Genomic DNA, 12,536 nt, shown 5'->3' on the forward strand with positions numbered 1-12,536 from the left:
GCCGCCCGCGGCGGCAGCGTCCATTACAGCTGCTTGTACATGATGGTGGTGCCGTCCAGCTTGGCGGCATCATGCGGATCGCGGCTGAAACCCGGTATCACTCCCACCGTCTGGTAGCCCTGCGACGCATACAGCGGCTCGGCGCTATCGCCCGTGCGCGTGTCCAGCGTGATCAGGCTGCGGCCCTGACGCACTGCCATGGCTTCCGCCTCGACCAGCAGGGCGCGGGCGATGCCGCGGCGGCGGAAATCCGGATGCACCAGCAGCTTGCGCACCTCGGCGCGGTGGGGTTGATTGGGCGGCGTGTCCCAATCCAGCTGCACCGACCCCGCGACGCGTCCGTCCTGGCGCGCCACCCACAGCGCGGACTTGCCGCCGGCGACCGCCGGCAATACCTTGGCGCGCCAGAAGGCCTGCGCCTCGTCCGACGAATACGGCAGTACGAAGCTCACGCTGGCGCCGCCCTGCACGCAGGCGAGCAGCAGCTCGGCCAGCTCGGGCACGAGAACGTCGGCGGCATCCGCCGACAGCAGGGTCAATTCAGGATTCGGATGGGACATGATGGACTCAGACGATGAAGAGCAGATAACGGGCGCCGCAATGCGGCGGGGTTGAGAATTCGCTGGCGCCAAACAGCTGGTAGCGCAGGCAGTCGCCCTGCGACAAGTCATGCGCCTGCCCGTCGACGGTGATGGCCAGTTCGCCTTCCAGCATCAGCAGATGGTGTTCAAGCCCCGGCCGGGGCGACCGCTCGTAGGCGATGCGCGTGCCGGGCTCCAGTTCGCACGCCAGCACCTCGCCCGCCAATTGCTGCGCGGGCGGTGACACCGAGCGGCGGCGGAATCCCGCACTGGCGTCCACCCACACGGCCTGCGCCTGCTGCGGCACCAGCGGCACGAAATCGTCCTCGACCATGAGCATCAGGCGCGACATGGTCATGCCATAGGCCGCGCACAGCTTGCCCAGCGCGCTGGCGGTCGGGCTGACCTCGGCGTTCTCCAGGCGGGACAGGGTGGCGCGGCTGAGACCGGCGCGGGCGGCCAGCTCGTCCAGCGACCAGTTGCGCTCCTGGCGCAACGCCTTGAGCCGGCCGGCGATGCGCCGGTCCAGATCGGCGTCGGGTTCGTTTGAATTTTCCATATTAGAGAATTTCTCTCAAATACGGAAATACGTCAAGCGCCGCGGACGAACCGCCGCCGCAACCAACCCGCGCCGCGATTTCGGCACAATACGGGTCATGCACCTGGCCAAACCCCTGATGATGACCGCCCTTTGCCTGAGCCTCCTGAGCGGCTGCGGCTTGCCACCGCTGGACAACCGCAGCGTATCCCACGCCCTGACGCCCGAGACGTCGCAGGACACCGCCCTGGGCCGGGCCATCGCGCCGCTGGCCGCCGAACATCCCGGCAAATCGGGCATCCACCCCCTGCCCGACGCCTACGACGCCTTCGCCGCCCGCATGCTGCTGGCGCGCGCCGCCGAACGCAGCCTGGACGTGCAGTACTACATCTGGCACAAGGACATGACCGGCACCATGCTGCTGGAAGCCCTGCACGTCGCGGCCGACCGCGGCGTGCGCGTGCGGCTGCTGCTGGACGACAACGGCACCTCCGGGCTGGACGAGGAACTGGCCGCCCTGGACGCGCATCCCAACATCGAGGTGCGGCTGTACAACCCCTTCGTGCTGCGCTGGCCCAAGTCCCTGGGCTACGTGACGGACTTCAGCCGCCTGAACCGCCGCATGCACAACAAGTCCTTCACCGCGGACAACCAGGCCACCATCATCGGCGGGCGCAACATCGGCGATGAGTACTTCGGCGCGGCCAGCGGCGTGCTCTTCACCGACCTGGACGTGCTGGCCATCGGCGCCGCGGTCAATGACGTGTCGACGGATTTCGATCGCTACTGGGCCAGCGACTCAGCCTACCCGGTAGACCGGCTGCTGAAGAAGACCAGCCCCGGCGAACTCGACGAACTGGAACAGGCCGCCACCCGGGTCGAGCGCTCTCCCGAAGCCGCCGCCTATGCCGACGCCATGCGCAAGCTGCCCTTCATCCAGCAACTGCTGCAAGGCCAGCTGACACTGGAGTGGGCCGACACGCGCATGGTCAGCGACGATCCGCGCAAGACGCTGGGCACCGCGCCACCCGAGGCGATGCTGCCGCATCAGCTGCATGAGATCATCGGCACCCCCACCACCGATCTCGAACTGGTGTCGCCCTATTTCGTGCCTACCGCCGTCGGCACCGAGTCCTTCGGACAAATGGCGCGCAGCGGCATCAAGGTCAAGGTCCTCACCAATGCGCTCGAAGCCACGGACGTCGCCGTGGTGCATTCCGGCTACGCCAAGCGCCGCAAGGACCTGCTGGCCAGCGGCGTGGAACTCTACGAGATGAAGCGCATGGGCGCCGAAGTCGAACGCAACAAGAGCATGGGCCCCTTCGGCAGCTCGGGCTCCAGCCTGCATGCCAAGACCTTCGCCGTCGACGGCCAGCGCATCTTCGTCGGCTCCTTCAACTTCGACCCGCGCTCGGCCAAGCTCAACACCGAACTGGGCTTCGTCATAGACAGCCCCACGCTGGCGCGCCGCATCGCCGACGCGTTCGACAATGACCTGCCCAAGTCCGCCTACCGCGTCTGCCTGGACGACAAGGGCCAGCTCTATTGGCTGGAGCAACGCAACGGCGACACCATACGGCACGACACCGAACCCGGCACCACGGTGTGGCAGCGCCTGTCGGTCTGGTTCGTGTCGCTGCTGCCGCTGGAACCGCTGCTGTAGGCTGACATGGCTGCCAACCTGGACCTGTTTGGCGAGGACGGCGACGATGGCGCCGCGCACGGCGGGCGCGTCGTGCTCGGCCCGCAATCCGTGGTGCTGCGCGGTTTTGCCCTGCCCGTGATGGACGCCCTGCTCGCCGGGGTCGATGCCGTGACCGCCCAGGCGCCCTTCCGGCACATGGAAACGCCCGGCGGCTACACCATGTCGGTGGCGCTGACCAATTGCGGACAGCTGGGCTGGACCAGCGACGCGCGCGGCTATCGCTATGCGCGCATCGATCCGCTTTCCGGCCAGCCCTGGCCCGCCATGCCGCTGGCCTTTCTGCAGCTGGCGCAAGCCGCCGCGGCCGAGGCCGGCTTTCCCGGCTTCGAGCCCGACGCCTGCCTGGTCAACCGCTATGAGCCCGGCTCGCGCCTGTCGCTGCACCAGGACAGGAACGAACGCGACTACGGCGCACCCATCGTCTCCGTGTCGCTGGGCATGCCCGCCATGTTCCTCTTCGGCGGCGACCAGCGCGCCGACAAGGCCAGCCGCACGCCGCTGTTCCATGGCGACGTGGCCGTATGGGGCGGCGTCGACCGGCTGCGCTACCACGGCATCATGCCCATCAAGGACCTGCCGCATCCGCGGCTGGGCAGCCAGCGCATCAACTTCACCATCCGCCGCGCCGGCTGAGCCCCCGCCGCGACATGAGGGTTCCCCGCGTCTGGCCGGCCGCGAGCGGCGGCTCTACTATTGCGCACCCCTCATGCTCCGCCTACCGGATTCCCATGCGCACACGCACCGCCCTGGCTTTGCTCTGCACCCTCGTATCGGCGCCTTGCTGGTCGGGCGAACCGCCCGCCCTGATCGAAAATTCACTGGGCATGACCTTTGTCCGCGTGCCGGCCGGCAGCTTCCAGATGGGCAGCGACGAAGCGCCCGAGGCGCTGGCGCGCGACTATCCGCTGTATCCGCCGGACCGCTACGCCCAGCTGTCCGATGAAGCGCCGGTGCATACGGTGCGCATCACCCGCCCGTTCTACCTGGAACGCACGGAAGTCACCGTGGGCCAGTTCCGCCGCTTCATCGAAGCTTCCGGGTACGTGCCGGAGTCGGAGGCCGACGGCACCGGCGGCTATGGCTACAACCCGCAGTACGACCCGGATAAGTCCGAGCGCGGCGACGCCTTCGAAGGCCGCGACCGCCGCTACTCCTGGCGCAATCCGGGCTTTGCCCAAGGCGACGACCATCCCGTCGTCAACATCAGCTGGAACGACGCCACGGCGCTGGCCCGCTGGCTGACCCAGACCGAGGGCAAGGTCTACCGCCTGCCCACCGAGGCCGAATGGGAATACGCCTGCCGCGCCGGCACGCGCACCCGCTACCAGAACGGCGACGATCCCGCCGCCATGCCCGACGTCGGCAACGGCTTCGACGCCGACGCCGCGCCGCTCTGGCCCAAATGGCAGGCGCACGCTTCCGCCCGCGCCGACGGCCACGCTTTCACCGCCCCGGTCGCCAGCTACGCGCCCAATGCCTTCGGCCTGTACGACATGCACGGCAACGCCTGGGAATGGGTCTCGGACTGGTACGGCGAGGACTACTACGCGCATTCGCCGACGGACGACCCGCAAGGCCCCGCCAGCGGCAACGTGCGCGTGCGCCGCGGCGGCTCCTGGCATACCTGGGCGCTGTACACGCGCGCCTCCTACCGCAACTGGAACACGCAGGAAACGCGCTATCCTCTGGTGGGACTGAGGCTGCTGCGGGAGGCGGATTGAAGCAAGACTGGATACTGCGCGCAGCGCCCTCGGGCCAGCTGGAGCGCATCGAGGCCTACTTCGGCGGTCCCGGCTACGGCATGCACCGCCACGACACCTACGCCATCGGCCGCACGCTGTCGGGCGTACAGAGCTTCCACTACCGCCGCGGGCTGCGGCACAGCCTGCCCGGCGGCACCATCGTGCTGCATCCCGACGAAGTCCACGACGGACAGGCCGGCACCGAGGCCGGTTTCCATTACCGCATGATCTACGTCGAGCCTGCGCTTATCCAGCAGATCCTGGGCGGACGGCCGCTGCCGTTCATCCCCGGCGGCATCTCGGCCGATCCGCGGCTGTACGCCGCCAGCGCCAGCCTGCTGCAGGACACGCATGAGCCCATCGACCCGCTGCAGGAAGACGACGCGCTGTACGAGCTGAGCCATGCCCTGTGCGCCGCGGCCGGCGGCAAGCCCGCGCGCCGCAGCGTCGACTACGCCGCCGCCGAGCGCGCGCGCCAGTACATCCACGCCTCGCTCGAACAGTCCATCACCCTGGAACAGCTGTCAGCGGCCGCAGGCACGGACCGCTGGAGCCTGTCGCGCGACTTCCGCGCGCTGTTCGGCACCAGTCCCTACCGCTACGTAATGCTGCGCCGCCTGGACCAGGCCCGGCGCCTGATCGCCGCGGGCATGCCGCTGGCGCAAGCGGCCGCCGCGGCGGGCTTCACCGACCAGAGCCACCTGACGCGCCGCCACGCCCAGACCTACGGCATGGCGCCCGACCGCTGGCGCCGCATGCTGCGCCGCTGAGCCACGGGCCTGCGCGCAAGGCTGCACGATCGTACAAGACGGCGCCCGCCCGGCCTTCTATCCTTGGGTCTGCTCAACCCCGCCCGCAGGCCGTCCCATGCCCGATATCCTTCCCATCAATTTCGCCGAAAAACTGACGCTGTTTTCCGAACACTGGATGCCCAAGGTCGTCGCCGAGATGAACGACTACCAGTTCAAGCTGGTGAAAATACAGGGCGAATTCGTGTGGCACAGCCACGCCGACACCGACGAGACCTTCATCGTCATCGAGGGCCGCTTGCGCATCGAACTGCGCGACGGCCACATCGACCTCGGTCCAGGCGAAATGGCCGTGGTCCCCAAGGGCGTGGAGCACAAGCCCTGTGCGCTCGAAGAAGTCCAAATGCTGCTGATCGAACCGCGCGGCGTGCGCAACACCGGCGACCAGGGCGGCGAGCGCAGCGCCCCCAACGACGTCTGGATCTGAGCCCGCCGCCATCTGCTAAGGTGTAAGTCCACCAGGAGCAAGCCATGTCCAAAATCATGCTCGTCACGGGCGGTGGCCGCGGCATCGGCGCCGCCGTCGCCAAGCTGGCCGCCCGCCGCGGCTACGCGGTAGGCGTCAACTACCATGCCAACGCCGACACCGCGCACGCGGTGGTCGCCGCAATCGTGCAGGGCGGCGGCCGCGCCGTTGCCCTGCAGGCCGATGTCTCGCAAGAGGACCAGGTGCTGCGCATGTACGGCGAACTGGATCGGCAACTGGGCCGCATCGACGCGCTGGTCAACAACGCCGGCATCCTCGAACAGCAGATGCGCGTGGACCAGATGAGCGCCGAGCGCCTGCTGCGCGTGCTGTCCACCAATGTGATCGGCGCCTTCCTGTGCGCCCGCGAGGCGGTGCGCCGCATGTCGACGCGCCATGGCGGCCAGGGCGGCGCCATCGTCAACGTCTCGTCCGCGGCCGCCCGGCTGGGCTCGCCCAACGAATACGTGGACTACGCCGCCTCCAAGGGCGCCATGGACACGATGACCATCGGCCTGTCCAAGGAAGTCGCGCCGGAAGGCATCCGCGTCAACGGCGTGCGTCCCGGCACCATCTACACCGACATGCACGCCAGCGGCGGCGAACCCGGCCGCGTGGACCGCCTGAAGGGCGTGATTCCGCTGCGCCGCGGCGGCACCGTCGAAGAAGTGGCGGGCGCCGTGATGTGGCTGTTCTCGGACGAGGCCGGCTACACCAGCGGTTCGTTCATCGACGTGTCCGGCGGCAACTGAAACGCCTGCGCCGGGTCTACTTGGCGTCGGTAGAGATGAGGCCGCGTTCCTTGCGGGCGGCGATGCGCGCCTCGACCCGCCGCAGCACCGCCAGCACGAAAAGGGCCATCAGCGTGCTGACCACGGCGGTGGCCTCGCGCCCCATGCCCGCCGCGGCGCCGATGGCCGCCGTCATCCAGATGCCGGCCGCGGTGGTCAACCCGCGGATCTCGCGCTCGCCGCTCAGTTTAATGATGGCGCCCGCGCCCAGGAAACCAATGCCGGCGATCACGCCCTGCAGCACGCGGCTCAGGTCGCCGACTTCCATGCCGCCCTGCAGCGGCACCAGCACGAAGATCGCCGCTCCCAGCGCCACCAGCATGTGGGTGCGCAAGCCCGCATCCTTGCCGCTGCGCTCGCGCTCGTAGCCCAGCAGGCCGCCCAGCAGCATCGCCATGCTCAGGCGCAGCACGATGCGGGTCGCCTCGCCCACATCGGGGATGTCGGCGAACTCGCTGCGCGCGGTGGACCAGATTTCCAGCCAGATTTCCGTCATCGCCGCCCCCCCTTTTTTGATGGGAAATGGTCCGGCCAGCATAGCAGGCGCCGAGCCCCGCTGGCACTAGCGGGTGCGACTGGGGTACAAACTTCGAGGCGTCGCGCACGACTGCGCACGAAACCAACCGGAGGGTTATATGGATTTGCAGCTGGACGGTAAACGCGTGCTCATCACGGGCGCATCCAAGGGCATAGGCTTGGCCTGCGCGCTCGCCTTCGCCCGCGAGGGCGCCGATCCGATACTGGTGTCGCGCGACGGGGCGGCGCTGCGCGCGGCGGCCGAGGCCATACGCGAACAAACCAGCAAGCAGCCCCGGACCATTGCGCTAGACCTCGCCCAACCCGGCGCGGTGCAACACCTGAGCCAGGAAGCGGGCGATATCGACATCCTGGTGAACAATGCCGGCGCGGTGCCCGGCGGGGCGCTGGACCAGGTGCAGGACGAACGCTGGCGCGCGGGGTGGGAACTGAAGGTCTACGGCTACATCGATCTGGCCCGGCACTACTATCCGCGCATGCGCGAAGCCGGCGCCGGCGTCATCGCCAACATCATCGGCATGGGCGGGGCGGCGCCGCGCGCCGACTACATCTGCGGCGCGGCGGCCAATGCCTCGCTGATCGGCTTCACCCGCGCCCTGGGCGGGGATGCGCCGCGCCATGGCGTGCGCGTCTTCGGCGTGAATCCCTCGCGTACCCGCACCGACCGCGTGCTGACGCTGGCCAAACAGCGCGCCCAGGCGCGCTGGGGCGACGAAAGCCGCTGGCAGGAAACGTTGTCGGACCTGCCTTTCGGACGCCTGATGGAACCCGGCGAAGTCGCCGACATGATCGTGTTCGGCGCTTCGCCGCGCGCGGGCTACCTGAGCGGCACGGTGATAGACCTGGACGGCGGCGAGCAATACGCGGGTTAAAGACCGTTCGGCGCGCCAGCCCCCTAGGCGGTCTGGCGCCACCCCGCCAACAACCCTGGCAGGGCGCCCATGTCGGTAAACACGTGGGCCACGCCCACGCCGCGCAAGGCCTCTGCGCCGCTATGGCCGTTGGCGTCCGGGCTATAGCCGAACACCGTGGCGCCGGCGGCCACCCCGGCCGTGGCGCCGGTCACCGTGTCTTCCACGATGGCGCAACGCCGGGGGTCCACGCCCAGCGCCTGCGCGGCCGCCAGGTACACGTCCGGATAAGGCTTGCTGCGCGGCATTTCATGGCCGCTGAAGACGCGTTCGCGAAAGCACTCCGCAATGCCGACCTTGGCGAGCTGCAGCTCCACCTTGCGCCGGTCCGCGCCCGAAGCCACGGCAATGCGGCCGTCCAAGGCCACATGCAGCGCCCGCACCGCGTCCGGCGCGCCGGGGATCTCGACCAGATCCCGATCCAGCGCGGCGTTGCGGCGCTGGCGGAATTGATCGAACCAGTCCGGCGTGATCGTGGCGCCCGTGCGCGACTCGATCAGCGGCAGCTCATCCCTGACGGCCTTGCCCGTGAAGATCTGCATGGTTTCCGCATGCGTGATGCCCCAGCCCAGTTCATTGAGCATTTCGGTCAGCACGCGGCTGGTGATGGGTTCGGAATCGACCAGGACGCCGTCGCAGTCGAACAGCACGGCATCGAAGGGGAAATCAGTCATTGCAGCAAGGTCGGGAATGTTCTGGAAGCCGGTAAGCATACTGCAAGCCTCCTGCACAACGCAGGAGGCTTGCGCGGCATTAGGCCCCGAAGGCCGACCGCAAAGCCTGCCCGGCCAGGTCGAATAGCCGCCGGGCCGCGGGGGTCAGGCCCAGCATGTGGATGCAGGCATGCACCATGCCTTCCAGCCTGTGGGCGCCGACCGGAACGCCGGCTTCGCGCAGGCGCCGCACATAAGCCTCGGCCTCGTCGCGCACGGGGTCGTATTCGCAGGCCAGCAGCGTCGCGGGCGGCAGGCCTGCCAGCGATTCCGCCCGCGCCGGCGAGGCGTAGGGCGAGGCGCCGTCGCTCTCGTTGAGCAGATAGGTGAACCAGCAATACCGCATGACCTCCTCGGTCAGGAAGAAGTTCTGCCCATAGGTCCTGTACGACTCGGTCGAGAACGAATAGTCGAGCACCGGGTACAGCAGCAACTGATGGGCGATGGCCGGACCGCCCCGGTCCCGCGCCATCAGCGCCACCGTGGCCGCAAGGTTGCCGCCCGCGCTGTCGCCCCCCACCGCGATGCGGGCGGCATCGATGCGCAGGCTTTCGGCGTTGTCGCACACCCATTGCACGCCGCGGTAGAAATCCTCGACCGGCACGGGGAACTTGTGCTCCGGCGCCAGGCGGTAATCCACCGAAAACACCTTGCATTGGGTGGCGTTGGCCAGCGCCCGGCAAGGATTGTCATAGAGTTCCAGCGAACACTGGAACCAGCCGCCGCCATGCGCGTACACCAGGGCAGGCAGACCGGTTTCGTGTTCCCTGCCGGCCGGCGTATAGGACCTGATCCGCAACGGCTGGCCTTGCCCGAAAACGGCCTGGTGCAACTCCGTTGCCCCTACTTCTTCGTCCGGGCCCTGCAGCTTGCGCAGACTGATTTCAGTCTCTGCCCGGATCTCTTCGAGCACCATGGGCCCCGACACCGCGGACAGACGGCTCAGATAGGCATTGATGCGAGGGTCGAGCGCCACCTTCAGCCCTCCCGCGACAGGAACGGGAGCAGGTGCTCCAGGAAGGCTTCGGGGCATTCCTCGGTGACGAAATGCCCGCAGTCGGCAATGATCGCCCCCTGCAGATTCCGGGCATTCTCGCGCATGGTGACGAGCGGCGCGTCGCGGGTCGCATGCTCGGCGCCGATGGCCAGCGTGGGCATTTCCAGCATGCGCTTGGCGCGCAGCGCGTTCTGCCTGATGGTCTCCGGAATGGCGCGGTAGTATGCGAATCCGCCGCGCAGTCCGCCGGGCGCCGCATAGGCGTCGATGTAGACCTCGGCCGCGACCCGGTCGCGGCGATGCGACCACTTGTCGAAGATGAAGGTCAGGTAGGCCTTTTCCCTGCCCGCGATCAGCGTCTCGGGCAGATCGTGCAACTGATTGAACATGAAATGCCACAGGAAGATGTTCTCCTGCGGCGGCGCGAAGATCGTGGGCGCGGGCGCCAGGCCGGGTATGACGGCTTCCGTCAGCGCCAGCCGGCTCACCGCCGCCGGGAAATCGCTGGCCAGCGCGTAGGCCACCCACATGCCGATATCGTGGCCCACCACCTGGTAGCGCGCGTGGCCCAGCTGCGCCATCAACTGGTGCAGCGTGGCGGCTATGGCACCGGTGTCATAGCCCGATGCCGGACGGTCGGAATCGCCGGTGCCGGGCGGATCCACCGCGATCGCCTGGTAACCGGCCTGCGCCAGCGCCGCCATGACGTGGCGCCACGTGTACCAGGTCTGGGGCCAGCCCGGAATCAGCAGCACGGGCGTGCCGGAGCCCGCCGTGGCGCAATGGATGCGGTGTCCGCCGACATGGACGTACTGGTGCGAAAAGGCGTCGAAGGAAAAGTTCTGGTGTGTCATGGATGATTTCCGATGCGGCGCGGGCCGTTCATGCGATGCCCAGCAGGGCGTTGATCTGTTGCTTGTCGATGGCCGCGCCAGCGAAGTCGTCAAAGACCTTGGAGGTAACCGGAATGATGTGGCGGTTGATGAACTCCACGCCCTCGCGCGCGCCGGTCTCCTGGTCCTTCAGGCAGCATTCCCATTCCAGCGTGGCCCAGCCCTGGTAGTCGTAATGCGCCAGCTTCGAGAAGATCGCCTTGAAGTCCACCTGCCCGTCTCCCAGCGAGCGGAAGCGCCCGGCCCGGTTGATCCAGGACTGGTATCCGCCATAGATGCCCTGCCGGCCGGTCGGATTGAACTCCGCGTCCTTCACATGGAACATGCGGATGTGGTCCTTGTAGATGTCCAGGTATTCCAGGTAATTCAGCTGTTGCAGCACGAAGTGGCTGGGGTCGAACAGAATGGCGCAACGCGCATGGCCGCCCACGCGCTCGCGGAACATCTCGAAAGAAATGCCATCGTGCAGGTCTTCGCTGGGATGAATCTCGAAGCACAGGTTCACGCCCTGCTCTTCGCACTCGTCCAGCACCGGCAGCCAGCGCTTGGCGAGTTCATCGAACGCCGCTTCGATCAGGCCTTCCGGACGCTGCGGAAACGGGAACAGATAGGGCCAGGCCAGTGAACCCGAGAACGTGCCCATATCGGTCAGGCCCAGCCTGCGCGATGCGCGCGCCGTATCCAGCAGGCCTTGCCGCGCCCACGCCGTCCTGGCTTGCGGATTGCCCCGCGCCTTAAGCGGCGCAAAGCTGTCGACCATGGCGTCGTAGGCCGGATGCACCGCCAGCGACTGGCCGTAGATATGGCTGGTCAGTTCGCTGATCACCAGGCCATGGGCGGCCAGCGTTCCCTTGATCTCGTCGCAATAGTCCTGGCTGACGGCCGCCGTCGCGCTGTCGAAAAAGCGCTGGTCCCAGGCGGGAATCTGCAAGGCCTTGAAGCCTACGCCCGCCGCCCATTCCGCGATGGCGGGCAGGCTGTTGAAGGGCGCGACGGCGTCGCTGAACTGGGCCAGGTGCAGGCTGGGTCCTTTGATCGTTTGCATGATTCTTAAACCTAATTGTTTGTCGAACGACAAAGAATAGACGATGCGAAGAATCGGCGCAAGCGCAGGCTACGCACGCCAGGCAGCGCACATGCGGCGTTACACTGCGCCTCAGTTCATTTCAACGAGACCGTCATGGCAGGCAGACCCAGAGAATTCGACCGCGACCTGGCGCTTCAGCAAGCAATGCTTGCGTTCTGGAAGCAGGGTTACGAAGGCACTTCGATGGCGGACCTGGTGGCCGCGACGGGACTGGCTTCCGCACGGCTCTATGCCGCTTTCGGCTCCAAGCAGGATCTGTTCCGCGAAGCGGTAGCGCGTTACGAAGCCGGCGACGGCGCCTTCGCCGAAAAGGCGTTGGAAGGCACGGAAAGCGTGCGCGAGGCCATCGCCAAGCTGCTGGCTGACGCAGTGGCCACCTATACCCGGCGCGGCCGTCCGCAAGGCTGCATGGTGGTGTCGGCCGCCACCAATTACGCCGCCGAAAACGAAGCGGTCATGGCGTGGCTCACCACCCATCGCAAGGCGCGCACGCAGTCCATCATCGACCGGCTCGAAGCCGCGCTGGAGGCGGGCGAACTCAAGCCCGGCACCGATGTGCAGGCCTTGGGCGACTACTACGCCGTCGTGCTGCACGGCCTGTCGGTGCAAGCCAGGGACGGCGTGGGCAAGGCCCGCCTGCTGGCCATGATTCCGCCGGCCCTGAGCGCGCTGGACTCCGTCATGCGCTAAGCCCGTGGCCGCGGTATCCGGGCTACGTCGGGACGAATTACAGGCTATCCGCCCCCAATTTTCTTAAATTGCATTT

At 67.6% G+C, this 12,536-nt stretch carries 15 protein-coding genes; 8 read left to right on the plus strand and 7 right to left on the minus strand.

Annotated elements, in window-relative coordinates:
* Nucleotides 1–23: 23 nt before the first annotated feature.
* A complete protein-coding gene (locus tag ACM1PE_RS22255) occupies nt 24–560 on the minus strand; it encodes a GNAT family N-acetyltransferase (protein WP_419340957.1) in 537 nt (178 codons plus the stop codon).
* Between the two features lie 7 nt (nt 561–567).
* Nucleotides 568–1,140, minus strand: coding sequence for a helix-turn-helix domain-containing protein (locus ACM1PE_RS22260; protein WP_419340959.1), 573 nt, complete (start codon nt 1,138–1,140; stop codon nt 568–570).
* A gap of 97 nt (nt 1,141–1,237) precedes the next feature.
* On the opposite strand from ACM1PE_RS22260, the gene ACM1PE_RS22265 reads away from it, so the two are divergent.
* From ACM1PE_RS22265 to ACM1PE_RS22290, 6 genes are all read left to right on the plus strand, one after another.
* Nucleotides 1,238–2,782, plus strand: a complete 1,545-nt coding sequence (locus tag ACM1PE_RS22265) for a phospholipase D family protein (RefSeq protein ID WP_059378826.1) — start codon at nt 1,238–1,240, stop codon at nt 2,780–2,782.
* A 6-nt stretch (nt 2,783–2,788) separates the two neighbouring features.
* Complete coding sequence (alkB, locus tag ACM1PE_RS22270) at nt 2,789–3,457, plus strand: DNA oxidative demethylase AlkB (RefSeq protein WP_059378824.1); 669 nt, start codon at nt 2,789–2,791, stop codon at nt 3,455–3,457.
* A gap of 95 nt (nt 3,458–3,552) precedes the next feature.
* Nucleotides 3,553–4,545 carry a formylglycine-generating enzyme family protein gene (locus ACM1PE_RS22275; protein WP_059378820.1) on the plus strand — a complete coding sequence of 331 codons (993 nt, stop codon included), beginning with the start codon at nt 3,553–3,555 and terminating at the stop codon, nt 4,543–4,545.
* Nucleotides 4,542–5,336, plus strand: coding sequence for an AraC family transcriptional regulator (locus tag ACM1PE_RS22280; RefSeq protein ID WP_059378818.1), 795 nt, complete (start codon nt 4,542–4,544; stop codon nt 5,334–5,336). The genes ACM1PE_RS22275 and ACM1PE_RS22280 overlap by 4 nt, the downstream gene beginning before the upstream one ends.
* 97 nt (nt 5,337–5,433) lie before the next feature.
* Entirely contained in the window at nt 5,434–5,802 is a 369-nt protein-coding gene (locus tag ACM1PE_RS22285) for a cupin domain-containing protein (RefSeq protein WP_059378816.1), read from the plus strand.
* A 44-nt stretch (nt 5,803–5,846) separates the two neighbouring features.
* Nucleotides 5,847–6,593, plus strand: coding sequence for an SDR family oxidoreductase (locus tag ACM1PE_RS22290; protein WP_419340963.1), 747 nt, complete (start codon nt 5,847–5,849; stop codon nt 6,591–6,593).
* A gap of 16 nt (nt 6,594–6,609) precedes the next feature.
* Here the strand turns inward: ACM1PE_RS22290 and ACM1PE_RS22295 are convergent, their stop codons facing one another.
* A complete protein-coding gene (locus ACM1PE_RS22295; protein WP_118932967.1) occupies nt 6,610–7,128 on the minus strand; it encodes an MgtC/SapB family protein in 519 nt (172 codons plus the stop codon).
* Between the two features lie 139 nt (nt 7,129–7,267).
* Here ACM1PE_RS22295 and ACM1PE_RS22300 point away from each other — a divergent pair, with 139 nt between their 5' ends.
* Complete coding sequence (locus ACM1PE_RS22300) at nt 7,268–8,041, plus strand: SDR family oxidoreductase (protein ID WP_419340964.1); 774 nt, start codon at nt 7,268–7,270, stop codon at nt 8,039–8,041.
* A gap of 23 nt (nt 8,042–8,064) precedes the next feature.
* On the opposite strand, the gene ACM1PE_RS22305 is transcribed toward ACM1PE_RS22300, so the two are convergent.
* The 4 genes from ACM1PE_RS22305 to ACM1PE_RS22320 all read right to left on the minus strand — a co-directional run bounded on the left by ACM1PE_RS22305 (nt 8,065) and on the right by ACM1PE_RS22320 (nt 11,728).
* Entirely contained in the window at nt 8,065–8,754 is a 690-nt protein-coding gene (locus ACM1PE_RS22305) for an HAD family hydrolase (RefSeq protein WP_251879455.1), read from the minus strand.
* 79 nt (nt 8,755–8,833) lie between these two features.
* Nucleotides 8,834–9,769 carry an alpha/beta hydrolase gene (locus ACM1PE_RS22310; protein ID WP_419340965.1) on the minus strand — a complete coding sequence of 312 codons (936 nt, stop codon included), beginning with the start codon at nt 9,767–9,769 and terminating at the stop codon, nt 8,834–8,836.
* A 2-nt stretch (nt 9,770–9,771) separates the two neighbouring features.
* On the minus strand, nt 9,772–10,644 hold the full coding sequence (locus ACM1PE_RS22315) for an alpha/beta fold hydrolase (RefSeq protein ID WP_059378805.1): 873 nt from the start codon (nt 10,642–10,644) through the stop codon (nt 9,772–9,774).
* Nucleotides 10,645–10,672: 28 nt separating this feature from the next.
* Nucleotides 10,673–11,728: a sugar phosphate isomerase/epimerase family protein gene (locus ACM1PE_RS22320; protein WP_251879453.1), complete on the minus strand. Its 1,056-nt coding sequence runs from the start codon at nt 11,726–11,728 to the stop codon at nt 10,673–10,675.
* A gap of 135 nt (nt 11,729–11,863) precedes the next feature.
* Between ACM1PE_RS22320 and ACM1PE_RS22325 the strand changes: the two genes are divergently transcribed.
* Nucleotides 11,864–12,460: a TetR/AcrR family transcriptional regulator gene (locus ACM1PE_RS22325; protein ID WP_419340966.1), complete on the plus strand. Its 597-nt coding sequence runs from the start codon at nt 11,864–11,866 to the stop codon at nt 12,458–12,460.
* Nucleotides 12,461–12,536: the final 76 nt, after the last annotated feature.

Source organism: Achromobacter sp. PD1 (assembly GCF_048541815.1).
GTDB lineage: Bacteria > Pseudomonadota > Gammaproteobacteria > Burkholderiales > Burkholderiaceae_B > Achromobacter > Achromobacter bronchisepticus_A.